At 63.8% G+C, this 23,832-nt stretch carries 21 protein-coding genes and 2 pseudogenes; 6 read left to right on the forward strand and 17 right to left on the reverse strand.

Annotation, left to right across the window (positions count from 1 at the left end; translation table 11 throughout):
• Window positions 1–3: 3 nt before the first annotated feature.
• Window positions 4–1,224, reverse strand: coding sequence for an efflux RND transporter periplasmic adaptor subunit (locus tag EAG14_RS11065; RefSeq protein WP_121728884.1), 1,221 nt, complete (start codon window positions 1,222–1,224; stop codon window positions 4–6).
• A 171-nt stretch (window positions 1,225–1,395) separates the two neighbouring features.
• On the opposite strand from EAG14_RS11065, the gene EAG14_RS11070 reads away from it, so the two are divergent.
• Window positions 1,396–2,049: a TetR/AcrR family transcriptional regulator gene (locus tag EAG14_RS11070; RefSeq protein WP_162995968.1), complete on the forward strand. Its 654-nt coding sequence runs from the start codon at window positions 1,396–1,398 to the stop codon at window positions 2,047–2,049.
• Window positions 2,050–2,108: 59 nt separating this feature from the next.
• Here EAG14_RS11070 and EAG14_RS11075 read toward each other — a convergent pair.
• A pseudogene (locus tag EAG14_RS11075) lies at window positions 2,109–3,712 on the reverse strand (HD domain-containing phosphohydrolase).
• A gap of 112 nt (window positions 3,713–3,824) precedes the next feature.
• Here EAG14_RS11075 and EAG14_RS11080 point away from each other — a divergent pair.
• The 3 genes from EAG14_RS11080 to EAG14_RS11090 are packed head-to-tail and all read left to right on the forward strand — an operon-like array spanning window position 3,825 to window position 6,780.
• Window positions 3,825–4,841 (forward strand): rhodanese-related sulfurtransferase, encoded by a 1,017-nt coding sequence (locus tag EAG14_RS11080; protein WP_121728886.1) that lies wholly within the window; start codon window positions 3,825–3,827, stop codon window positions 4,839–4,841.
• Window positions 4,838–5,533, forward strand: coding sequence for a glutathione S-transferase (locus tag EAG14_RS11085; protein ID WP_121728887.1), 696 nt, complete (start codon window positions 4,838–4,840; stop codon window positions 5,531–5,533). The genes EAG14_RS11080 and EAG14_RS11085 overlap by 4 nt, the downstream gene beginning before the upstream one ends.
• Before the next feature lie 14 nt (window positions 5,534–5,547).
• Window positions 5,548–6,780, forward strand: coding sequence for a GGDEF domain-containing protein (locus EAG14_RS11090; RefSeq protein WP_121728888.1), 1,233 nt, complete (start codon window positions 5,548–5,550; stop codon window positions 6,778–6,780).
• Between the two features lie 301 nt (window positions 6,781–7,081).
• Here EAG14_RS11090 and EAG14_RS11095 read toward each other — a convergent pair whose 3' ends face one another.
• The 8 genes from EAG14_RS11095 to EAG14_RS11130 all read right to left on the reverse strand — a co-directional run bounded on the left by EAG14_RS11095 (window position 7,082) and on the right by EAG14_RS11130 (window position 15,440).
• Complete coding sequence (locus tag EAG14_RS11095) at window positions 7,082–7,618, reverse strand: disulfide bond formation protein B (RefSeq protein WP_099743358.1); 537 nt, start codon at window positions 7,616–7,618, stop codon at window positions 7,082–7,084.
• 160 nt (window positions 7,619–7,778) lie between these two features.
• The gene (locus tag EAG14_RS11100; RefSeq protein WP_099741056.1) at window positions 7,779–8,903 is read right to left on the reverse strand and encodes a sulfate/molybdate ABC transporter ATP-binding protein; all 1,125 of its coding nucleotides are present in this window, start codon (window positions 8,901–8,903) and stop codon (window positions 7,779–7,781) included.
• Between the two features lie 25 nt (window positions 8,904–8,928).
• Window positions 8,929–9,834: a sulfate ABC transporter permease subunit CysW gene (cysW, locus tag EAG14_RS11105; protein WP_099741055.1), complete on the reverse strand. Its 906-nt coding sequence runs from the start codon at window positions 9,832–9,834 to the stop codon at window positions 8,929–8,931.
• Window positions 9,831–10,700 (reverse strand): sulfate ABC transporter permease subunit CysT, encoded by an 870-nt coding sequence (gene cysT / locus EAG14_RS11110; protein ID WP_099655356.1) that lies wholly within the window; start codon window positions 10,698–10,700, stop codon window positions 9,831–9,833. The genes cysW and cysT overlap by 4 nt, the downstream gene beginning before the upstream one ends.
• Window positions 10,701–10,727: 27 nt before the next feature.
• Window positions 10,728–11,732, reverse strand: coding sequence for a sulfate ABC transporter substrate-binding protein (locus tag EAG14_RS11115; protein ID WP_099655355.1), 1,005 nt, complete (start codon window positions 11,730–11,732; stop codon window positions 10,728–10,730).
• Between the two features lie 231 nt (window positions 11,733–11,963).
• Window positions 11,964–12,560, reverse strand: a complete 597-nt coding sequence (locus tag EAG14_RS11120) for an alpha/beta hydrolase (RefSeq protein WP_121728889.1) — start codon at window positions 12,558–12,560, stop codon at window positions 11,964–11,966.
• Between the two features lie 69 nt (window positions 12,561–12,629).
• A complete protein-coding gene (locus EAG14_RS11125) occupies window positions 12,630–13,271 on the reverse strand; it encodes a peroxiredoxin (protein ID WP_099655353.1) in 642 nt (213 codons plus the stop codon).
• 369 nt (window positions 13,272–13,640) lie between these two features.
• A complete protein-coding gene (locus EAG14_RS11130) occupies window positions 13,641–15,440 on the reverse strand; it encodes a methyl-accepting chemotaxis protein (protein WP_121728890.1) in 1,800 nt (599 codons plus the stop codon).
• Here EAG14_RS11130 and EAG14_RS22785 point away from each other — a divergent pair.
• Together EAG14_RS22785 and EAG14_RS11135 are read left to right on the forward strand one after the other, a co-directional pair.
• The gene (locus EAG14_RS22785; RefSeq protein WP_162995969.1) at window positions 15,439–15,693 is read left to right on the forward strand and encodes a hypothetical protein; all 255 of its coding nucleotides are present in this window, start codon (window positions 15,439–15,441) and stop codon (window positions 15,691–15,693) included. The genes EAG14_RS11130 and EAG14_RS22785 overlap by 2 nt on opposite strands.
• A gap of 153 nt (window positions 15,694–15,846) precedes the next feature.
• Window positions 15,847–17,076: a nucleoside recognition domain-containing protein gene (locus EAG14_RS11135; RefSeq protein ID WP_121728891.1), complete on the forward strand. Its 1,230-nt coding sequence runs from the start codon at window positions 15,847–15,849 to the stop codon at window positions 17,074–17,076.
• A gap of 101 nt (window positions 17,077–17,177) precedes the next feature.
• Here the strand turns inward: EAG14_RS11135 and EAG14_RS11140 are convergent, their stop codons facing one another.
• From EAG14_RS11140 to sbcB, 7 genes and pseudogenes are all read right to left on the reverse strand, one after another.
• Window positions 17,178–18,173 carry a ZIP family metal transporter gene (locus EAG14_RS11140; RefSeq protein ID WP_205603515.1) on the reverse strand — a complete coding sequence of 332 codons (996 nt, stop codon included), beginning with the start codon at window positions 18,171–18,173 and terminating at the stop codon, window positions 17,178–17,180.
• Between the two features lie 67 nt (window positions 18,174–18,240).
• A complete protein-coding gene (locus tag EAG14_RS11145; protein ID WP_121728892.1) occupies window positions 18,241–18,864 on the reverse strand; it encodes a superoxide dismutase in 624 nt (207 codons plus the stop codon).
• A gap of 91 nt (window positions 18,865–18,955) precedes the next feature.
• Window positions 18,956–19,444, reverse strand: a complete 489-nt coding sequence (locus tag EAG14_RS11150; RefSeq protein ID WP_162995970.1) for a hypothetical protein — start codon at window positions 19,442–19,444, stop codon at window positions 18,956–18,958.
• Between the two features lie 129 nt (window positions 19,445–19,573).
• Entirely contained in the window at window positions 19,574–19,870 is a 297-nt protein-coding gene (locus EAG14_RS23335) for a cyclic nucleotide-binding domain-containing protein (RefSeq protein ID WP_371414413.1), read from the reverse strand.
• Window positions 19,822–20,886 (reverse strand): serine/threonine-protein kinase, encoded by a 1,065-nt coding sequence (locus EAG14_RS11155; protein ID WP_240457005.1) that lies wholly within the window; start codon window positions 20,884–20,886, stop codon window positions 19,822–19,824. The genes EAG14_RS23335 and EAG14_RS11155 overlap by 49 nt, the downstream gene beginning before the upstream one ends.
• Window positions 20,887–20,925: 39 nt before the next feature.
• A pseudogene (locus EAG14_RS11160) lies at window positions 20,926–22,169 on the reverse strand (cystathionine gamma-synthase family protein).
• 150 nt (window positions 22,170–22,319) lie between these two features.
• Window positions 22,320–23,765 (reverse strand): exodeoxyribonuclease I, encoded by a 1,446-nt coding sequence (sbcB, locus tag EAG14_RS11165; protein ID WP_121728894.1) that lies wholly within the window; start codon window positions 23,763–23,765, stop codon window positions 22,320–22,322.
• Between the last annotated feature and the right edge of the window lie 67 nt (window positions 23,766–23,832).

Consider the following 23,832-nt stretch of genomic DNA (forward strand, 5'->3'; position numbering starts at 1 on the left):
TGTTCAACGGGCGCTGGTGGGGGCAGCTTCGGCGCTACTCGCGGCGGCCATCTTCTGCACGGCTTCCGTCTTTTTGAAGGCGGCGGGGGTGTAGGGCTGGGTTTGCACCGGCTGGCCAGCACGCGCTTTTTGCTGGCCTTCCACCACCACGGTGTCGCCTGCTTTCAGGCCATCCGTCACCAGCCACTGGTCACCCACGGCGCGGTCGGCAGTCAGGCTGCGCTGCTGCAACTTGCCTTCTCCATCCACCACAAAGACGTAGGGCTTGCCAGTGGTGTCGCGGCCCACAGCGGGCTGGGGCACCAGCAGGGCTTGCTCCAGCACGCCCTCTTCCAAAACAGCGCGGGCATACATGCCCGGCAGCAAGTCGGCACGGGGGTTGGGGAACTCGGCGCGCAGCGTGACAGCGCCCGTGCTTTGGTCCACCGTCACGTCCGAGAACTGCAGCTTGCCGGGCTGCGCGTACACGCTGCCGTCCTCCAGCACCAGGCGCACTTTGGCGGTGCCACTCTTGAGCGTGCCGGCATCCATCGAGCGCTTGAGCGCCAGCAGCGTGCTGGTGGACTGCGTCACGTCCACGTAGATCGGATCCAGCTGCTGCACCGTGGCCATGGCACCGGCCTGGTTGGCCGTGACCAGTGCGCCGGGCGTGACGCTGGAGCGCCCGATGCGCCCGCTGATGGGCGAGGTGATGCGGGTGTAGTCCAGGTTGATGCGCTGGGTTTGCAGCGTGGCGCGGGCGGCGCTGACCTCGGCCTCGGCCTGCAGCAGCGATGCGGCGGCGTCGTCGGCATCCTGCTGGCTCACGGCCTTGATGGCCGACAGCTCCTTGAAGCGCCCGGCCTTCAGCCGCACGGTGACCAGATTGGCTTCGGCCTTGGCCAGGGTGGCATCGGCGCTATCGACATTGGCACGGTAGGTGGCGGGGTCGATCTGGTAGAGCAGATCGCCCGCCTTCACATCGCTGCCTTCCTTGAAGCGGCGCTGCAGCACCAGCCCGGTGATCTGGGGGCGCACCTCGGCGATCAGCGCCGGGGCCACGCGGCCGGGCAGCTCGGTGGTCAGCGGCAGGCGCTGGGCTTGCACGGTGATGACCCGGACCTGGGGCACGCCCCCCCCGCCAGTGGCCGGGGGCTGGGGCGCTTCGCCGCAGGCGGCCAGTGCCAGGGCGGAAACGGCGGCCAATACGGCCACGGGTCGTTGAATAGCAGGATGCAAGCGCATGAACAAGGCTCCTCGGCCCAGGCGCTTTGGCACGCCCGACCTGACAAATTGAAAACACGATTTAACTGTACCGAACGGTACGGTATTGTCGATTATCAAGTTGACACATTCAGTCTGTCAAGCAAAAATGGACTCATCGGTACGGTTAAGCGTTATTCACAGGAGTACGGCATGAAAGTTCGCACGGAAGCACGCCGCGAGGCGATTCTGGAAATCGCCTCGCAGGTCTTTCTGGAGTTCGGGTTTGAGCGCGCATCCATGGCCGAGATCGTTCGCCGCATTGGCGGCTCCAAGTCCACCATCTACGGCTACTACCCGTCCAAGGAGGCGTTGTTCCAGGCCGTGACGCAGGCTGCGGGCGAACAGCACATCCAGGCATCTTTTGCAGAGCTTGCTGCGCACGACATGCAGCACGGAATTGCCGAAGTGCTGGCCCGATTTGGAGAAAAGCTGGCGACCTTCATGTGCCGGCAGGAGATGATTGCCACCCACCGCATGGTGCTGGCCGAGGCTGGGCATTCGAACATGGGCGAGCTGTTTTACGAAGCAGGCCCCAAACGCGGCATGGGTGAAATCTCAGCCTTTTTCACCCGCGCCATGGAGCATGGACACCTGCGCCAGGATGCGCCTTTTGTCGCAGCGCTACAGTTCGGGGCCTTGGTGCAGTGCGAAATCCAGCTGCGCTGGTACTACAAAGACCTGCCCCCCCTGCCGCCTGAGGAGATCCAGGCCCTGGCCGACCGCGCTGTGGCAACCTTCTTGCGCGCCTATGCGCCGCCGGCGGCAGCCAGCAAGCCCAAAGCCAAGAGTAAAAAGACGGCCTAGCGCTTTACCTAAAAGCGCTAGCAGCTATATATTTAATAGCAAGCGGCATGCAAAACCCGTCACATGTCGCGCTGCGCAGGCTCCAAAAACTCCTGCGCGTAGCGCAGGTGCACGCCCTCGGACACGAACACGTCGAACAGGTCCGGGTCGATGTGCCCGCCATCGCGCATCTTGGCCATGATGCCCAGCACCTGCGACAGGCTCATGCCGCTCTTGTAGGGCCGGTCAGCGGCTGTCAGGGCTTCAAACACATCGGCGATGCCCATCATGCGCGCCTGCACTGACATCTGGTCGCGCGTCAGGCCCTTGGGTAGCCACGCCCGTCCATGCGCTCGTGGTGGCCGCCCGCGTATTCGGGCACGTTCTTGAGGTGGCGCGGCCAGGGCAGCGTCTCCAGCATCTTGTTGGTGGCCACGATGTGGTGGTTGATGATGTCGCGCTCGGCCTGTGTCAACGTGCCCGAGCGGATGGTGAGGTTCTCGACCTCTTCGGCCGTCAGGAAGCTGGTCTGCAGGCCCTGCGGGTTGCGCCACTGGCGCTGTGCACCTACGTCGCGCACGCGCTGCTGGTCTGCCGCCGACATGGCCTCCCCCCCGATATTGGCCTTGCGCAAAAAGTCACGGTCGGCGTCCAGCGCGGCCAGCTCTTGCTGCAAAGCCTGCTGCGCCTGGGCTTCGGCCGCCGCATCGGCTACTGGGCGCAGGGCCAACTGGCGCCGCAGGGCGGCCAGCTCGGCATCGCGCTTGAGCACTTCAAAGCGCGTGTCCACCGTGCCAATGCGGTCGTACAGCGTCTGCAGCTTGGTGGCCTTGTCCACCACATGCACAGGCGTGGTGATCTTGCCGCAGTCGTGCAGCAGCCCGGCCATCTTCAGCTCGTAACGGTCGCGGTCGGTCATGGCAAAGTGGGCCAGCGGCCCGTCTTGCACCGCGTGGGCGGCCTCGGCCAGCATCATGGTCAGCGCGGGCACGCGCTGGCAGTGGCCCCCGGTGTAGGGCGACTTTTCATCGATGGCCAGGTTGATGAGGTTCACAAACGACTCGAACAGGCGCTCAAGCTGCGACACCAGCAGCCGGTTGGTGAGCGCAATGGCGGCCTGCGAGGCCAGCGACTCGGCCAGACTCTGGTCGGCCTGCGAGAACGCCATCACCTCGCCCGTCTCCGGGTCGCGCGCGTTGATGAGCTGCAGCACGCCAATCAGCTCACGGTCGTGGTTCTTCATGGGCACCGTCAGGAACGACTGCGAGCGATACCCTGTGCGCGCATCAAAAGCGCGTGTGCCGGAAAAGTCGAAGCCCTGCTCGCTGTAGGCATCGGCAATGTTCACTGTGCGGTCGTGGATGGCCGAGTGCGCCGCCACCAGCGAGTCATTGGGGGCCCCATCGGTGGTGCGCAGGGGCAGCAACGGCAGGTCAATGGGCTTGCCCGTGGTGCCCCCCAGGCGTATGCCCAGCGAGTCGGTGCGCAAGATCTCGAACTTCAGGGCCGACTGGTCTTCCGTCACGCTGTACAGCGTGCCGCCATCCGCCCCGGTAATGGTCTTGGCGGCTTCCAGGATGTTCTCGAGCAGCCGCTCAATGTGCCGCTCGCGCGACAATGCCGCCCCGATGCCATTGAGCTGCTCCAGCCGGCGAAAAAGATGGATAGTGGATTCCTTGCTCATGCGATTCACCTGGCGGCAGCGTTGGTAACCCGACATCGTAACGAAAGGTGACGGCTATCATCCTCCGGTTTATCCATCTTCGCCACCTACTCGCGTTCTACCCGCCCATCTCGTGGACCCGGTCACTCCCCGCTTCATCACCGCCGCCCTCTACCAGTTCGTCGACTTGCCCGACTTTGCCGCACTGCAAGGGCCCCTGCAAAGCCTGTGCGAGGCCCACGGCGTGCGCGGCATGCTGCTGCTGGCGCACGAAGGCATCAACGGCACCATCGCAGGCACCCCGGCAGGTGTGCACGCCGTGCTGGCCTGGCTGCGCAGCGACAGCCGCTTCGCAGCCCTGCAGCACAAAGAGGCGCCCGCCAGCACCCTGCCGTTCTACCGCATGCGTGTGCGGCTTAAAAAAGAGATCGTCACCCTGGGCGTGCCTGGCCTGAACCCCGCGCGCAACGCGGGCACCTACGTCAAGCCCAGCGACTGGAACACCCTCATCGACGACCCGGCCGTGGTGGTCATTGACACGCGCAACGACTACGAAGTGGGCATAGGCACCTTCGAGCGCGCCATCAACCCGCACACCAAGAGCTTTTCCGAGTTTCCGGACTGGGTGGCGCAACAATCGCAGCCCGGCGGCGTGCTGGCAGGCAACCCCAAAGTGGCCATGTTTTGCACTGGTGGCATCCGCTGCGAAAAATCCACCGCCTTCCTCAAGTCGCAAGGCTTTGATGAGGTCTATCACCTCGAAGGCGGCATCCTCAAATACCTGGAGACCGTGCCCGAGGAAGCCACCCGCTGGCAGGGCGACTGCTTTGTGTTTGACGAGCGGGTCTCCGTAGGCCACGGCCTGGTGCGCGGCCCGTACCAGCTGTGCCGCTCATGCCGCATGCCGCTGGGCGAAGCCGAGCTGGCACACCCGCACTACGTGCAAGGCGTGAGCTGCCCCTATTGCCACGGCACCCGCACGCCCGAGCAAGAACGCGCCCTGGCCGAGCGCGAGCGGCAAATGCAGCTGGCAGCCCAACGCGGCCAGGAACACATCGGAGCACGCCAGCCCGGCAACCCGGCGCGACGGCACACCCAAGACGCCGAAGACAGAGACGATGACGGAGGCCGTGAGGAGAGCCACGCATGACCACCCTGCCCGTTCTCTACTCCTTTCGCCGCTGCCCCTACGCCATGCGTGCCCGGCTGGCCCTGGCGGTGAGCGGCCAGGCGTGCGAACTGCGCGAAGTGGTCCTCAAGAACAAGCCCCAAGCCCTGCTGCAAGCCTCACCCAAAGGCACCGTGCCCGTGCTCGTGCTGCCAGATGGCCAAGTGCTGGAGCAAAGCCTGGACATCATGCTCTGGGCTCTGTCCCGGCACGACCCCGACGGTTGGCTGTCCCCCATCGAAGGCACGCTGGCCGACATGCAGGCACTGATCGCCGAATGCGATGGCCCCTTCAAACAGGCGCTGGACCGCTGCAAATACCCCAACCGCTACCCCGGCGCCGACGTGAGTGCCGCGCGTGCCACCGCCTTGGCTTGGTTGAGCGTGCTGGACACCCGCCTGGCCACCCGCCCCCACCTGTTCGGCCATCGCGCGGCCTTGGCAGACATGGCCATCGCACCGTTTGTGCGCCAGTTTGCGGGCATTGATGCAACGTGGTGGCAAGCGCAGCCCTGGCCCCATTTGCAGGCATGGCTTGCGCATTGGCAGGCCAGCGAGCTGCTGGAGAGCGTGATGCACAAGCTGCCTGCGTGGGTAGATGGGACGGAGGGGGTGCTGTTTCCCCATCCTGTGGCAACTTTCGCCCCCAGCAACAGCGCCGGGCTCCATCACTGACCAGTCACGCCCAGATGGTTGCATACGTTCTCGTTGGCATGCTGTGTGCACACCTGCTGTGCTTCTCCGTCATGTTTTTGCTCATCAGCAAACGCCTGCACGGCAAGAAGATGGGCATGGACTTTTTTGCCCTGGGCAACCTCCTGCTGGGATTGGCCTATGTGCTCCAGCTGCTGGAAGGCGGCCCCGCCTGGAGCGTGATGAGCGTGGTCAACCACACCCTCACACTGGCCTCTCCGATTGCCTACGGGCTCGGGGTCATGCGGTTTTTTGGCTACCCCGCCCCCCTGTTGCGGCCGTTGATTGCATTTGCCATCGCATACGCCACCTTGCAGGTGCTGGTGCAGTGGAGCTTGGGGCCTGTGGCGCGCTACGCCTTGCTGTCAGGAATGTCGGCGCTGCTGTTCCTGGTGATGGCGCTGATGGCCCTCCACGGTGTTCGCACGTTTGCCAAGCATTTGCATTGGGAGATGGTGTTCTTTGCACTCCTGATCGGAGGCATTTGTGTACTCAACGCCATCAAATGCGTGAAGGTTCTGGAGGGTGGCCTGGACGCATTGCAAATGGACAGCCATTTCCAGATGGTGTTCTACATCTACATGTCGTCCCTGGCCACCGTGGTGCCGCCCTCCATCGTTTGGCTGGTGCTGCGGCGCCTGACCGATGATTTGAGCCACATGGCAGCGCGTGATCCGATGACGCAACTGCTCAACCGCAGAGGTCTTTCCGAAGCGCTGGACCGGTATTTCAATCTCCGCCAGGCGACTCCGGCCTTCTTGATGCTGTTGGATGTCGACCATTTCAAACGCATCAACGATACCCACGGCCACCAGATCGGAGACGCCGTACTGTGCCGCGTAGCAGAAGTGCTGTGCACCGCAGTGCGCCGTGGCGATCTGACAGGCCGTATCGGCGGCGAAGAATTTGTCGCCATCTGCACAGGCAGTGACGGTGCGGGTGTCCTGCAGCTGGCAGAGCGTGTGCGCAAGGCGGTTGAAAATCAAACCATCGAAATCAGCGGCTCTGACCAACCGCTGCGCTGCACGGTCACGATCGGGGTTTCAGGCGATTTCTCCAGCCTCCCGGAACTGGAGGGCGCCATGCGGTCCGCCGATGCAGCGCTTTACCGGGGCAAGGCCGCAGGACGCAATCGGGTTGAGTCGGCTGGCACTTCCGCCCCCTTTCTGACTCCGGGCGCAAGCCCATTCACTGCGGGCCAGATGGAAGCGGCAAAAGCAGCGGAATAGCCCAGACTGCCCCCGTGCACATTGGTGGCACCGTGTGCCCTTGACAGCCCGCAACTACAGGCAGCGTGCCCGCGGCATTGCAAAGCTGGTCGTTGGCACCAGGCCTGCGAAGCAGCTCGACCAGCCAGGCATTGGCGCCGCTGACAAACCAGCCTCCCTTCTCGACCCGCCTGCTGTCCACCGCTGCAATGCCAGCCCAGGCTCACCCATCAGCACGCGGAAGGATGCCGTTGAGCGTGCGGACAAAAACAAAAGGCGCTCTACAGAGCGCCTTTTGCCAAGTCGGTACCCGCCAGACTTTTCAAGCCGCCGAGTACCCTGCAGCACTGCGGCGGCCACCCTTGAAGCCGCGCACCAGCAAAGCCAGCAGCACCAGCCCAAAGCCGACAAAGCAGATAAACGACCAGTTGGCGATGGAGCCACCCAGGAAGGTCCAGTCAATGGCGGTGCAGTCGCCCGAGCCACGGAAAATCATGGGGATGGCGCGGCCGATGGGGTAGTTTTCGATCATTCCGTAGAAGTCGCGGCCGCAGGTGGCGACTTCGGGCGGGTACCACTGCAGCCAGCTTTGGCGGGCGGCAACGAAGGCGCCGAAACCCGAGGCCACCACGGCCAGGACAGTCCAGCCCATCCACCAGCCTTTTGCGCCCCTGGCGCTCGCCAATGCGGCGAAGACAGCTACCAAAATAAGAGCATACCGCTGCACGATGCACATGGGGCAAGGCTCCAGGCCCACCACGTGCTGCAAGTACATGCCAAAGGCCAGCATTGCCACGCAAGCCACGCTGATCAGTGCCAGCACGCGGCGCGGGGCCTGATCGATCCAGTTCAACACCATCATTCTTATCCTTGTGGCGTATGGTCCTTCAACCGCCTAACGTCGTTGGGGCGCCTTGCCGTGCCAAAGCACTGTCTGCGGCGCCCCGCCTAGTTATGCGGTCGAATCACCATCCGCTGAAAGCCACTGCATCGCGAGCAGCTTTCCTAAGAAAACCGGCTCAGATCCCCGCAGCGTGATCTAAAAATACACGGGCGCGGCGCGGTGTCACCACCAGCGTTTCGCCCTCTTTAAAGCCCTGCTCCTTGAACTGCTGCGCAGGGATCTGCGCTTCGATCAAGGAGTCTGGGGACGCATTGTCCGCTGGTTTGTGGTCTTGGGAGGGAATAAGTTCCAACCGCGCGATGGGGCCCACCACAATGGCGCGGCTCAGCTGGGCCACGATGCCGCGTGGGCGGCCTTCGGCGTCCAGCCCGGCGCCCGGTGAGTAGCGCTCCACATCCAGGTCGTGCGGGCGCACGTAGGCAAAGGCTTTGGCGTTTTGCGCCTGGCTGTGCTCGGGCGAGTCGATCTGCATGCCGTCGAGGTGCACCAGCCCTTCGTGGGCACGGCCGTGGAACAGGTTCACATCGCCCAGGAAGCCATAGACAAACGGGCTGGCGGGCTGGTCCCACACCTGCTGGGGCGAGCCGCTTTGCTCGATGCGGCCCTGGTTGATGACCACCACGCGGTCGGCCACTTCCAGGGCTTCTTCCTGGTCGTGGGTCACGAAGATGCTGGTCACGTGCAGTTCGTCGTGCAGGCGGCGCAGCCAGCGGCGCAGTTCTTTGCGCACCTTGGCATCCAGGGCGCCGAAGGGCTCATCGAGCAGCAGCACCTTGGGCTCCACCGCCAGGGCGCGGGCCAGCGCAATGCGCTGGCGCTGGCCGCCGGACAGCTGCGAGGGGTAGCGGTCGGCCAGCCAGTCGAGTTGCACGAGCTTGAGCAGGTCCATCACCTTCTGCTTGATCTGCGCTTCGCTCGGGCGCTCGCCACGGGGCTTCACGCGCAGGCCAAAGGCCACGTTCTCAAACACGGTCATGTGGCGAAACAGTGCGTAGTGCTGGAACACGAAGCCCACGTTGCGCTCGCGCACATGCACGTCGGTGGTGTCTTCGCCGCTGAAATGGATGGTGCCGACGTCAGCTGTCTCCAGCCCCGCGATGATGCGCAGCAGCGTGGTCTTGCCACAGCCCGAGGGGCCGAGCAGTGCGATGAGTTCGCCGGAGGCAATGTCCAGGCTCACATCGCGCAGGGCATGGAAGTCGCCAAACTGCTTGCTGACGTTACGGATTTCGATGCTCATGGTGTTTCTTCCTTCAGCGGGCAGTTCAACGGGCAGCGGCGTCGGCAGGACGCTCGGGCGGCAGGTCGGTCGCTGCCTTCAATGCCTGCTCGTTGCGGTGTTCGGCGACGGTCTTGATGACCAGGGTGACCAGGGCCAGCAAGGCCAGCAGCGAGGCTGCGGCAAACGCAGCCACGGACTGGTATTCGTTGTAGAGAATTTCAACGTGCAGCGGGATGGTGTTGGTCTGCCCCCGGATGTGGCCGGACACCACCGACACCGCGCCAAACTCGCCCATGGCGCGCGCGTTGCACAAGATCACGCCGTACAGCAGACCCCACTTGATGTTGGGCAGCGTCACGTACCAAAAGGTCTGCCAGCCGGTGGCGCCCAGCACGATGGCGGCCTGCTCCTCGTCGTTGCCCTGCGCCTGCATCAGCGGGATCAGCTCGCGGGCGATGAACGGAAAAGTCACAAACACGGTGGCCAGCACGATGCCGGGCACGGCGAAGATGATCTTGATGTCGTGCGCCTGCAGCCAGGGGCCAAACCAGCCCTGCGCGCCAAACATCAGCACATAGATCAGGCCCGCCACCACGGGCGACACCGAGAACGGCAAGTCCACCAGCGTGGTCAAAAACGCCTTGCCTTTGAACTCGTACTTGGCAATGCACCAGGCGGCGGCCACGCCAAACACCAGGTTCAGCGGTACCGCAATCAGCGCGGTGATCAGCGTGAGCTTGATGGCCGACCAGGCATCGGGCTCGCGCAGGCCCTCCAGGTAGGCGCCAAAGCCTTTGCGCAGCGCCTCGGCAAACACCGCAGCCAGCGGCAGCACCAGGAACAGCAGCATGAAGGCCAGTGCGACGGCGATGAGCGTGTAGCGTACCCAGGGCGCTTCGGTCGTGCCCGCTTGCGCGCGGCGAATGGTTCGGGAGTTGCTGCCGCTCATGCTGGTGCCCCCGTGTGCCGGCGTTGCCAAGCCTGCAATGCGTTAATGACCAAAAGCAAGATGAATGAGATCACCAGCATGACGACGGCCACGGCGGTCGCGCCTGCGTAGTCGTACTGCTCCAGCTTGCCGATGATGATCAAAGGCGTGATTTCAGAAACCATGGGCATGTTGCCTGCGATGAAGATGACCGAGCCGTACTCGCCCACCGCCCGCGCAAACGCCATGGCAAAGCCGGTGAGCAGCGCAGGGGTGATGGAGGGCAGGATGACCTTGGTGAAGGTCTGCAGGCGCGTGGCGCCCAGGCAGGTGGCGGCTTCTTCCAGCTCTTTCTCGGCGTCTTCCAGCACGGGCTGCACGGTGCGCACCACAAACGGCAGGCCGATGAAGATGAGCGCAATCACGATGCCCGCAGGCTTGAACGCCAACTGGATGCCCATGGGCTCCAGAATGCTGCCCACCCAGCCATTGCCCGCCAGCAAAGCCGTGAGCGAGATACCCGCCACGGCGGTGGGCAGCGCAAAAGGCAGGTCCACCAGCGCGTCCACGATTTTCTTGCCCGGAAACTTGTAGCGCACCAGCACCCAGGCGATCAGCAGGCCGAACACCAGGTTGACCAGCGCCGCCAGGAACGAGGCGCCGAAAGTCAGCCGGTACGACGCCATCACACGCGGCGCACTGATGGCGGCCCAGAACTGCTCCCAGGTGAGCGTGAAGGTTTTGAAGATCAGTGCCGACAGAGGGATCAGCACGATGATGCTCAAATAAAACAGGGTGTAGCCCAGCGACAGCCCGAAGCCGGGCAGCACGCGTTTGGGCGCACGCCGACCGGCCGGGGCTGCGGCCACAGCATTCGCAGTGGTCATATGAAGAGGTAGTGAGGTGCGCGGGCCTTACTTGGCGCCCGGGGTATAGAGCTTGTCGAACTGACCGCCGTCGTTGAAGTGCACTTTTTGCGCTTCGGTCAGCGAGCCAAAGTACTTGGCCACGGTGAACTGCTTGAGGGGCTTGAAGGTGTCGGCGTATTTCTTGAGCACGGCTTCCGAGCGGGGGCGGATGGCGTGCTTGGCGGCGATTTCCTGGGCCTCTTCAGAGTACAGGTAGTCCAGGTAAGCCTTGGCCAATGCGCCGGTGCCCTTCTTGGCCACGGTGCGCTCGACCACTGCCACGGGGTTCTCGGCCACCACGCTCACCGAGGGGTACACCGCATCGACCTTGCCCGCGCCAAACTCACGGTCGATCGACACGACTTCGGACTCGAACGTGATCAACACATCGCCCTGGTTGCGCTGCAGGAAGGTGGCCGTGGCATCGCGCCCGCCCTTGGCCAGCACGGGCACGTTCTTGTAGAGCTTGCCCACAAATTCGGCGGCCTGCGCCTCGGTGCCGCCCTTTTCACGCACGGCGCCCCACGCGGCCAGGTAGGCGTAGCGGCCGTTGCCGCCCGTCTTGGGGTTCACCACGATCACCTGCACGCCGGGCTTGATGAGGTCTTCCCAGTCCTTGATGTTCTTGGGGTTGCCGTTGCGCACCAAGAACAGCATGGTCGAGGTGGTGGGCGATGCGTCGTGCGGGAATTTCTTGGTCCAGTCTTTCGCGACCACACCGCTGTCGGCCAGAAACTGCACGTCGGTGGTGGTGTTCATGGTGACCACATCAGCCGCCAGGCCGTCGTTCACGGCACGCGCCTGGGCGCTGGAGCCTGCATGCGACTGGTCCACCTTCACGTCTTGCCCGGTGGTCTTCTTGTAGTGGGCGATGAAGGCGGCGTTGTAGTCCTTGTAGAACTCACGGGCTACGTCATAAGACACATTGAGCAGCGCGTTCTGGGCGCCAGCCACGCCACTGACAGTCAGGGCCAAAGCAGCCAAAAGGGTCTTGAGTTTCAAAGAAGTCATGTCGCGTCGCTCAAAAAAGCTGAAGGTGTCACATTGTGTACAACAGCCTCTTAAAACTCAAAAGAATATATTCTTTTAAATTAATCAAACTGTGGAATATAGAAAAGCGTACAGCCGGTGCACCGTGACGCGCCCGGGGCCTGTGGAGCACACGGCGCCACTGTCGCCTCCCAGGGTTGAGGCAAAATATGCCCCTAGCGCAATCAGATAAAGCGCTAGCAGCTATTCATTTCATAGCAAATTGGCAGCCACAGCCTGGGGTACTTGGGCAGGCGATGCAGACCACTCAGAGCCCCCACCGCCCTCGTCCGTCAGCGATTGCAGCAGCGCCCGGCCCAAAGGCCATTCGCCGTGCCCGGATTCCACGTTGATATGGCCTGCGTTCTGCATGCGCACAAACTCGCTGCCCCATGCACGGGCGTAGGCACCGGCCAAGCGAATCGGGCAGTACGGGTCATTGCTGCTGGCCACCAGAATGCTGCGGTACGGCAACGCTGCGTAAGGCACAGGGGCAAAGTCACTGAGGATGGCACGGCGTTCGGGGTCTGCCGGGGCCACCAGCAGCGCACCGCGCACCCGCGCCGCAGCCTCGGGCCCCATGTGGGTGGTGGCAATGCAGCCCAGGCTGTGCGCCACGATCACCACCGGCTGCTCCTGCGCCAGCACGGTTTTCTCCAGCTGCGCGACCCAGGCGGCGCGGGTGGGCGTGATCCAGTCGTCTTGCACTACACGGCGCGCCTCAGGCAGGCGATCTGCCCACAGGGTTTGCCAGTGCCCGGGGCCGGAATCGCGCCAACCGGGCACGATGATGATGGGTGTGGAGGTCACAGCGTGAACTACCCCGGCCACTTGCAGCCGCCTTGAAAGGCGGGCCACAGAGGCGACGGAGCCCTTTATTTACTTGTTGGGCTGAGGGGTGATGCGCAGGTAGGGGCGCACGGCTTTGAAACCCTTGGGAAAGCGCTGCGCGATCTCGGCCGGGTCTTGCAGGCTGGGCACGATGATCACGTCGTCGCCATCTTTCCAATTGGCGGGAGTGGCCACCTTGTGGCTGTCGGTGAGCTGCAACGAGTCAATCACACGCAGGATTTCGTCAAAATTGCGCCCCGTACTGGCCGGGTAGGTGAAGGTGGTGCGAATCACCTTCTTCGGGTCGATGATGAACACACTGCGCACCGTCACCGTGGTCGAAGCGTTCGGGTGGATCATGTCGTACAGGTCCGCCACCTTGCGGTCCGCATCGGCCAGGATGGGAAAGTTCACCGTGGTGTTCTGCGTGTCGTTGATGTCGTGCACCCACTTCTGGTGCGAATCCACGGGGTCCACGCTCACCGCAATGGGCTTGACGCCACGCTTGGCGAACTCGCTGGCCAATGCCGCTGTTTTGCCCAATTCGGTAGTGCACACCGGCGTGAAATCGGCAGGGTGCGAGAAAAGCACCACCCAGGAACCACCCGCCCATTCATGGAAGCGGATCGGGCCAGCGGTGGATTCCTGTGTGAAGTCAGGGGCGGTGTCGCCCAGGCGCAGCGTGGTCATGCAAAGCTCCTTCGTGAATGGAGCCTGATTTTGGAACTGCGCCTATAAAACCCAAACGAATATATAGCTTTTACTTAATCACCAAATGATCTTTTGATTTGTGTGCGCAAGGAGATGACTGGGCAAAGAAGTGGAGCCTTTGAATATCAATTTCACCATTTCAAAATGATTAGAGAAGCTGATTTTCTTGATATTCATCAAGTCTGCTCGTGTGGGGAATTCACCATGGCAGCTTGCCCCTCTGCGCGCTGACACGCCCCTCTGCCCGTGCCCATAGCCCATGTTCGAGGCGAAAACAAAAAAGCACGCCCTCAGGCGTGCTTTGGTAGCGGCGGGCATGATGGCAGCAGGAATTCCGCTCAGCTCAGCTTAGAAGCTCTCCCACTCATCGTCATTGCCCCCGGCCTTCGCTGCTTTGGGGGCTGGCGTTGCCTTGGGTGCAGGCGCTGCTGCTTGAGGGGCCGCCAGGCTCGCCGCTGGCTTGCTTTGGGCTGGCGCTTTTGCCGTTGTCGCCTTGGGCTTGCTCAGTGCAGGCCGGGCGCTGGGGGTTTTGCCCAGGCTGCTGGCACCGGGGCTGCTGGTTCGGGCGCTGTAGCTGCTTCTAGGGGCGTTGTAGCTGCTGCTGGCATCGTGGGCCAGTTTGAACACTGCCACCGCGTTGACCAGCTCGCCCGCCTGGCTGTTGAGGCTGCTGGCCGCTGCCGCCATTTCTTCCACCAAGGCCGCGTTTTGCTGGGTCGCCTGGTCCATTTGCGTCACCGCTTCGCCCACTTGGCCTACCCCTGCGCTTTGTTCGCTGCTGGCTGCGCTGATCTCTCCCATGATGTCGGTCACGCGCCGGATGGCCGTGACGACTTCGGTCATGGTGCTGCCTGCTTTGTCTACCAGCAGGGTGCCTTGCTCTACCCGCTCTACGCTGGCCATGATCAGGCTCTTGATTTCTTTGGCCGCTTCTGCGCTGCGTCCTGCCAGGTTGCGTACTTCGGTGGCCACCACGGCAAAGCCTCGGCCTTGCTCGCCTGCCCGGGCGGCTTCCACGGCGGCGTTCAGCGCCAGGATGTTGGTCTGGAAGGCGATGCCGTCGATCACGCTGATGATGTCTGCAATCTTGTTGCTGCTGGCGTTGATGCCTTTCATGGTCTCCACCACTTCGGCAACCACTTCTCCGCCTTGGGTGGCGACGGTCGATGCGCTCATGGCCAGTTGGTTGGCGGTGCGGGCGTTGTCTGCGTTTTGGCGCACGGTGGAGCCGAGTTCTTCCATGGAGGCTGCGGTTTCTTCCAGGGCGCTGGCTTGCTGTTCGGTGCGGGCGCTCAGGTCGTTGTTGCCGGAGGCAATCTCGGCGCTGGCAGAGGCCACGCTTTCTGAGTTCTGGCGTACGACGGAGACGGTGCGCACCAGGCTTTGCTGCATGCGTTGCAGGGCTCCGAGCAACTGGCCGGTTTCGTCGGTGGAGGTGACTTCGATGTGGGCGCTGAGGTCGCCTGCGGCCACTTGGTCGGCCACTTCTACGGCGCGGGACAGGGGGGCGGTGATGGAGCGGATGAGCCACAGGGCGGCGGCAATGGCCAGGGCGATGGCCAGCGCGGCCACGATCAACAGGGTGTTGCGCGCGGTCGCGTAGGTGCTTTCGGCGTCTTTTTTGGCGTCTGCGGCACCATCGCTGTTGAGCTTGACCAGCTTGTCCAGGATATCCCCGCTCACTGCAAAAAGCTTGGCGGACTCGCCTTCCACGATTGCCTTGGCCTGGTCGTTTTCGTTCTTGCGCGAGTGGGCCAGTGCCGTGTCATTGACGCCGATGTACTTGGTCCAATTGCTGGAAAATTCTTCGTAGAGTTTCTTCTCTTCAGGACTGCTGATGAGAGCTTCATACGTCTTTCGCAGCTGGGCCATTTTTGCGCGGCCCGCCAGCAGTTGCTGGTCGATCTTGGCCATGGCAGCCTCGTCGGTGTTCATGATGTGGGTCAGCACAATCAGGCGCAGTTCAGAGGCTTGCGAATCAATGCTGTTGACCACCTCAATGCTAGGCAACCAGTTGTCACTGATCTCGACAGTCGCCGCGCGAATAGCCGACAGTTGAGCCATGGCGGCGACTGCCAAAGCCACCAGCATGAACACCAGCAACGCAAACGCGCCAGACAGGCGGGTGGAAATCTTCAAGTTTTTCATGGAACCCTCTTTTAGACGACTTGAAACCTTGCGCTCATCATCCTGTGCCAGCTTCGGCGCATGCATCACATGCCACAAAACCGCGCTGTTGGCGAAGACCGCGACGCTCCTTGGCTACACGGCGCTCAAGCTTGCAGCTTGCAACGCCGTCGGGCAATCTCATTTTTGCGATTACGCCCGAATTTGTTGCCAGAAGCAACAACGCGAATTTATCACAAAATCAGCAAAAGTGATAAAAACAAGCAAATTTTGATTTCAGGCAAATCCGAGAGTTGGCCCATGTTGCTTGCCACCCACGCCCAGCCGCAGCCAGCCCGGGCTTGAAACCTCCCTTAAACTGCCCCGCATATCGCTGCGCCCGGCCCTTACCAGCAGCCTCCCAATCCAATTCTCCCGATCACTTCACATGCTCAACACCCTTTGGCTGGGCTTTTTCCTGACAGCAGCCATTGCCGCGCTGGCCCAGTGGCTTCTGGGCGGCCAAGCCCAGGTGTTTGCGGCCATGGTCGAGTCGCTGTTTGCCATGGCCAAGCTCTCGGTGGAGGTGATGGTGCTGCTGTTTGGCACGCTCACGCTGTGGTTGGGCTTTTTGCGCATTGCAGAGAAGGCCGGTATTGTGGATGTGCTGGCGCGCTGGCTGGCGCCCCTGTTTGCCCGCCTGATGCCCGAGGTGCCACGTGGCCACCCTGCCCTGGGCTTGATGACTTTGAACTTTGCCGCCAACGCCCTGGGGCTGGACAACGCCGCCACCCCCATGGGGCTCAAAGCGATGCGCGCGCTGCAAGAGTTGAACCGAGAGCCCGCCACTGCCACCAACGCGCAGATTCTGTTCCTGGTGCTCAACGCCTCATCGCTCACGCTGCTGCCCGTCACCATCTTCATGTACCGCATGCAGCAAGGGGCGCACGACCCTACGCTGGTGTTTTTGCCCATCTTGCTGGCGACCTCGGCATCCACCCTGGCCGGGCTGCTGGCCGTGGCCGTGGTGCAGCGGCTGCCGCTGTGGCACCCGGTGGTGCTGGCGTATTTGCTGCCGGTGGCGCTGGTGCTGGGCGGCTTCATGGCGCTGCTCAGCAGCCTGAGTGCGGCGGCGCTGGCGCAGTTGTCCTCGCTGCTGGGCAACCTCACGCTGTTTGGGCTGGTGGTGGCGTTTGTGGCGATTGGTGCCTGGCGCAAGGTGCCGGTGTACGAAGCCTTTGTGGAGGGCGCGCGCGAGGGCTTTGATGTGGCCAAAGGGCTGCTGCCCTACCTGGTGGCCATGCTGTGCGCAGTAGGCGTGCTGCGGGCATCGGGGGCACTGGGGTATGCCCTGGAGGGGATTCGCTGGTGCGTGAACACCCTGGGGGTGGATGCCAGGTTTGTGGATGCGCTTCCGACCGCGCTGGTCAAGCCGTTTTCAGGCAGCGCGGCGCGGGCCATGCTGATCGAAACCATGCAGACACAGGGCGTAGACAGCTTTGCCGCGCTGGCTGCGGCCACCATCCAGGGCAGCACCGAAACCACGTTTTACGTGCTGGCGGTGTACTTTGGGGCCGTGGGCATTCAGCGCGCCCGGCACGCCGTGGCCTGTGCGCTGGTGGCCGAGCTGGCCGGGGTGGTGGCGGCCATTGCGGTGTGCTACCAGTTTTTTGGTTGAAGGCCCACCGCGATTCAAGCCAGATTGGCCTGTAGCGCTTACCAATCAAGCGCAAGCAGCTATCAAATAAATAGCGTTCATCGCCACACTGATGTGAGACATCAGCCCAGCGCGGTGTCCAGCAGCATCATCAGCACAAAGCCCCACATCAGCCCGCCCGTGGCCCAGGCCTCGTGCCCCTTGCGGTGGGATTCGGGAATGATCTCGTGGCTGATGACAAACAGCATGGCCCCCGCAGCAAAGCCGAGGCCCCAGGGCAGCAGGCTGGCCGAGTGGCTGATGACCACCGCCCCCAGCACGGCCCCCAAGGGCTCGACCAACCCCGAGGCCATGCCCAGCCCCACGGCCAGCGTGCGCCGGTAGCCCGCAGCCAGCAGCGCCACGGCCACCACCAGCCCCTCGGGCACATCCTGGATGGCAATGCCTGTGGTCAATGCACCGGCACGCAAGGCATCGCCGCCAGCGTAGGCCACGCCAATGGCCAACCCTTCGGGCAGGTTGTGCAGCGCAATCGCAAACACAAACAGCCAAGTGCGCCGCAGCGTGCGCGAGGCCTGGCCCTCGACCCCTTTGATGAAATGCTCGTGCGGCAGCCACCGCTCCAGGCACAGCAGTGCCGCAGCCCCCAGCAAAATGGCCGTGCCTATGGTGCCCCCAGCGGCCCAGCCACCGGCACCCGCCGCGCGGGCGGCTTGCAGGCCCGGCAAGATCAGCGAGAACGAGCAGGCCGCCAGCATGACGCCCGCACCAAAGCCAAACAAGGTGTCTTGCACGCGGGCAGACAACTGCTGCGAGAACCACACCGGCACGGCCCCCAGCGCGGTGGCCAAGGCCGCCAACAGCCCGCCCAGCAAGGCATCGCGCACCAGTGGCTGCGTGGCCACCATGCGCCAGCCATGCAAGGCCAGCACCACCGCCCCCAACAACACGATGCCCAAGCCCAGGCGCTGGCGCCAGTGGCCCTGCCAGCGCAGATAGGGGGGTTGCACGGTGCCATCACCGCCCTCCCCGTCCTCCCCCGCCCCCACATAGGCTGGGGCGGGGCTTGCAGCCACCGGTGCTTGGGATGGCGCGTGGGAAGCATGCGGTGTAGACATGGCGGTGGTCTCGAAAAAGGTCAGAAGACGGGCGCGATGGCAAGGGCCATGCAAGGGCAGTGCCCTCTCAGCCCCGCGCCTGCGCGTAGCGGCGGGCCACCTCGGGCCAGTCGATAACGTTGTAAAAGGCGGCGATGTAGTCGGCACGCCGGTTCTGGTAGTGCAGGTAGTAGGCGTGCTCCCACACGTCCAGCCCCAGGATGGGGGTGTTGCCCGACATCAGGCCAGACATGAGCGGGCTGTCCTGGTTGCCTGTGCTCTCCACCACCAGCGTGCCCTGCGGCGACACACTGAGCCAGGCCCAGCCGCTGCCAAAGCGGCTGATGGCGGCCTTGGTGAAGGCGTCTTTGAACGCATCAAATCCGCCCAGCTCTGCGTCGATGGCGCGGGCCAAATCGCCCTGCGGCAAGCCACCGCCGGTGGGCGACATCACGCGCCAGAACAGGCTGTGGTTGGCATGCCCGCCGCCGTTGTTGCGCACGGCGGGCTGCAGCGCCTCGGGCAGCAGCACCAGGCGCGACACCAGCTCGTCAATCGGCAAGTCGGCATGCGGTGTGCCTTGCAACGCGGCATTCAGGTTGTTGATGTAGGTCTGGTGGTGACGGGTGTGGTGGATCTCCATGGTGCGGGCATCCACATGCGGCTCCAGCGCGTCATAGGCATAGAGCAACAGGGGCAGTTCGTAGGGCAAAGGGGTCTCCTCAAAAGCGATGAAAAGTGAGAGGGGCGATGCGTGGCAACGCAAAGAAGGCGAGTTGGTGGGCCGCAGTGCCCACGGAAGCTCAATGCGTGCGCGTGCCAGGCTGGGGGTGGCTGGCCTGCAGCAAGCGAGTCACATCGGCCTGCGGGCCGTGCTGGGCCACATGGCGCAGCAGTGCAGCGTGTGTCTCGCGGCTGTGGCGCCAGGCGGCTTGCTGCAGCGCGGGCGTGGCGGTGGGGTCTGCCATCCAGGCCAGCAGCGTGGCGTGGGCGTGGCACAGCAGGCGTGCGGACTCACCGGGTGCTGCCGCCTCCTGCGAAAGATCGGCCAGGTTCAGGTGCGACACCACCAACGCGGCCACGCAATCGTCCTCACGGCCTGCGGGTGGTTGGTGTGCAATGCCCAGCGCCACAGCCAGGGCCTGGCGTTGGTAGCCGAGCGCCATGCGCCATTGCTGCATCTGCAAGGCAGCGCCTGCGCGGCGCATGAGGCGCTCCCAATCGGCCAGCGTAGCGCTGGTGGGCACTGGGGCCCATGGGAGGGCTGAAGAAATCGAGGCTTGGAGGTCCATCACGCAGCTCCTGGTGGAGCCTTTTGCGTTGGACGGGGTGTGGCGTACTCAGGCCATTAAATGATAACAATTCTCAAAAACAATGTCTACGGGAGGGCGTTAGCCACCCGCACCATTTCGACAACCCCTTCAATCCTGCGGCGCACTCAACTCCCACGCGCCCAGCTGCTTGCTGGTGGCCACCAGGCGCGACACCAGCACCTTGATGAACGCCTTGTCAAAGCGCGACTGCAGATCGGCAGAGGCTTCCATCAGCGAGGGATTACGCACCTTGAGCACCAGCACATCCGTCTCGGCCACAGCGGTGGCGCTGCGGATCTTGTGCTCGGGCTGCAAGTACGTCATTTCGCCCAGCGTCACACCCGGGCCCAGCGTGCTCAGCTGCCAGCCCTCCCGGGTGATGCTGACGCGCCCTTCCACCAGCACGTAGAACGAGTCGCCGGGCTGGCCTTCAAACAGGATGACTTTGCCCTTGGGGCCCAGCGCCAGCGGCCCAGGCGCATCAACTCCCACAGCGCCACGTCGTGGAAGTCTGCAAAAAACGGCAGTGCCCGCAGCAAGGCAAAGCGCTGCGCTTCAGAGTCTTGCGAGCGCTGGGCGGGCAGCGCGTGCTGCACGGCCAGCAAGGCGTTGGCAAAGTCGGCCCAGGTGGCAAAGCGGTCTTGGGGCTGCTTGGCCAGGGCGCGCAGCAGCACGGCGTCCAGGTGTTCGGGCAAATCGGTGCGCAGCAGGCGCGGTGCGGTGGGCGCTTCGTGGGTGATGCGGTAGAGCGTGGCGAAGTCGGTTTCGGCATCGAACGGGCGGCGCCCGGTCAGCAGTTCGTACACCACCACGGCCAGCGAGAACATGTCGCTGTGGTGCGTCAGGTCCTGCTCTTGCACCTGTTCGGGCGACATGTACGAGGGCGAGCCCACCAACCCGGCCAGTTGTGTGGCATCGCTGCGCACCGCCAGGGCGGCGCCAAAATCGGTGAGCTTGACCTCGCCCTCTTGGGACAGCAGCACGTTGGCGGGCTTGATGTCGCGGTGCACCAGGCCTTCGCGCTGGGCATGCTCAAGCGCGTTGCAGCACTTGTAGGCAATGTCGAGCACCTGGGCCACGGGCAGCAAGGTGTCGGGCGTGGTGAAGGCCGACAGGGGCTGGCCATCCACATACTCCAGCACCAGGTAAGGCTGGGTCGCCTGCTCGTCCGCATCGAGCAGTCGCACGATGTTGGGGTGCCGCAGCCGGGCCGTGAGCATCACCTCGTTGCGCAGCAGCTTGCGGTAGCGCTCGGCATCGTCAGGCTTGCGCAGCAGGTGGGCGTGCACCTCTTTGATGGCCACCTGGCGGCCCTTGAAACCGTCCACCGCCAGGTACACCACCCCGGTGGCGCCCCGCCCCAGTTCGGCCTGCACCTGGTACTTGCCGATGTGAAAGGGCAAATCAGTGGGATGGCTCATGGGGTCAGCCTGCGGCAAGTGGTGTGAATCAAGGGGCGATCAGCCCGCCAGGGCCTGCTCAAAATCGGCCAGCAGGTCTTGCGCATCTTCCAGGCCCACCGACAGGCGGATCATGCCGTCGCCAATGCCCATGTTGGCGCGCACCTCGGGGCCCGCCTCCCAGAAGATGGTGTGGGCCACCGGGATGATGAGCGTGCGCGTGTCGGCCAGCCCCGTGGCCTTGATGGGCAGGCGAAGGCGGTTGCACAGCGGCAGGCACTGGGCGGCGTCCTTCAGCTCAAACGACAGCAGCCAGGAGCCGGACTTGAAGTGCTTGCGCGCCTGCTCGTACTGCGGGTGCGAGGGCAGCAGCGGGTAATGCACCTTGGCCACGGCCGGGTGCTGCTCCAGCCACTGGGCCAGGGCCAAGGCCGTGGCGCTGGTGCGGTCCATGCGCAGGGCCAGGGTTTCTGCGCCCAGCGCGATCTGGTGGGCGCTGTGCGACGACAGCGTGCCACCCATGTCGCGCAGACCCTTTTTGCGCACCTGCTGCAGGCCCCAGCCCTTGGCATCGCCCTTGCGGTAGGCCGCGAAGATGTTGGGGTACGTGGCCCAGTCAAACAAGCCCGTGTCGGTGATGGCACCGCCCAACGCATCGCCGTGGCCGCCGATGCTCTTGGTGAGCGAATTCATCACCAGCCCAGCCCCCACGGTGGCGGGCTGAAAGAGGTAGGGCGAAGCCACGGTGTTGTCCACCACGTACAGCAGGCCTTTGCTGCGGCACAGTGCGCCGATGCCTTCGAGGTCAGGGATTTGCGTGCCGGGGTTGGCAATGGTCTCGACAAACACCATGCGGGTGTTGGGGCGCACTGCGGCTTGCACCTGGGCGGTGTCGGTGGCGTCCACCGTGGTCACTTCCACGCCCAAGTCGGCCAGCGTGCCAAACACGCTGTTGGTGTTGCCAAACACAAACTTGCTGGCCACCAGGTGGTCGCCTGCCTTGAGCAGTGTGAGGAACACCGCGCACAAGGCGGCCATGCCGGTAGAGAAGACGATGGTGCCCACGCCGCCTTCCATTTGGGTGATCTTGGTCTCCAGCGCCGCCGTGGTGGGCGTGCCCTGGCGGGCGTAGTTGAAGCCCCCTTGGCCGTGCCCTGGAAGACCGCAATCAGATCTTCGACCGTGTCGTAGCCGTATTGCACCGACGAATGGATGGGCTGGTGCACGGCCCCCTTTTCTGCGCCGCCCCAGCGGTCGGCGTGAACGATTTGCGTGGTGAAGTTGGGTTTGTGGGGTGTCGTCATAAATCTCAAAGGCTATGTCTACGGGTCTACATGCAAGGCTGGGCGATGGACACTGGCGTGCGCCAAGGCCAGCGCACCCGTGGAACTGGCTCTGCCAGGCCACTGGGTGCGTCCCCCTGAGGGGAAGGCGCGCAGCGCCTCAGGGAGGCTCTACCGTTCAGGCGCGATGTGTTCGGCGTAATCGTACAGCGCACCCAGGATGTCCTGCGTGCGATCGTCGTCGGCGGTCTCGGAGAGTTGGTCGATTTCGGTGAACAACTGCTCTACCGTGCGCGCCCCGCCCTGCCCATCAAACAGGCTGGCGGCGCGGTGGGCTTCCCAGCGCTCTTGTTCCTCAGGCGTGAGGGTTTGCGGAAAATTGCGCGCCCGGTAGCGCCAGACCAGCTCGGCCAGGCGTGGGTCATCGAAGCCCGTACGGGCCGTGGCCAGCTTGGCGCCCGACATCTCGCGCAGCTCGTTCAGGTAACGCCGGTCGTTGTTGCCCACAAAGCCGCCGTACAGGTCCTGGTCCACATCGGGCGTGGGCTCGGCAGGCCGGGCGAACACGGCGGGCCAGATGCCACTCATGTCGGGCAGGCTGCGCGCCACCTCGGCATGCTCTGCCGCCTTCGCCAAGTCAATACCCCAGCGCTGCGCCAGCGCGGGCGTGAGGGTGTTCACATTGCCCACCACCATGGGCGACTTGTTGAGGTGGATGGTTTTGATGGGCAGGCGTGTGACGCCCTCGGGCAAATCGGCGGCGCGGGTGAACATGCGCAGGCGCAGGTCGTCCACATTCAACGCAGCCAGCTCGCGCGGGTCGTGGGCCAGGTCCCAGGCGATCAGCTCGTTCTTGTTGGTGGGGTGGCTGGCCAGTGGCCACATCACGCCCAGGCAGCCGCGCTCGGTCGGGAACATGCCCGACACATGTAAGAAAGGCCGCGCCGTGATGGCCGTGGCGGGCAGGCGCAGCTCGGTGGCCACGCGGTCTTTTTTGTGCAGCGCCAGGGCAAAGTCAAACAGCTTGGCGTTGTGCTGGCGAATCAGGCGCGCCAGCGCAATGGTGGCGCGCACGTCCGACAGCGCATCGTGCGCGGCCTCGTGCAACAGGCCGTTGGCTTTGGAAAGGTGTTCGAGCTTGAAGCTGGGTGCGCCGTCTTCCTTTTTGGGCCAGTGGATGCCGTCGGGCCGCAGCGCGTAGGTCATGCGCACCACGTCCAGCAAGTCCCAGCGGCCGCACTGGTTTTGCCACTCGCGTGCATAGGGGTCGATGAGGTTGCGCCAGAACATGAAGCGCGTGATCTCGTCGTCAAACCGGATGGTGTTGTAGCCCACACCGATGGTGCCGGGCTGGGCAAACTCGGCCTCAATGCGGTGGGCAAACTCGCGCTCGGGCAGGCCTTTTTCCAGGCAGAGCTGGGGGGTGATGCCGGTGATGAGGCAGGACTGTGGGTCGGGCAGGTAGTCGTTGGCCGGCTGGCAGTAGATCATCAGCGGCTCGCCGATCTCGTTGAGGTCGGCATCGGTGCGGATAGCGGCGAACTGCGCCGGGCGATCGCGCCGGGTGTTGGCACCAAAGGTTTCGTAGTCGTGCCAGAGAAAGGTGTGTGAAGCCATGGTGGTCGCAGTGAAACGGTCGCAATACAGTTGCTGAAGCGGTCGCAGAGGGCAGGCGCGGTGCAAT

The organism is Acidovorax sp. 1608163, from assembly GCF_003669015.1.
Taxonomy (GTDB): domain Bacteria; phylum Pseudomonadota; class Gammaproteobacteria; order Burkholderiales; family Burkholderiaceae_C; genus Acidovorax.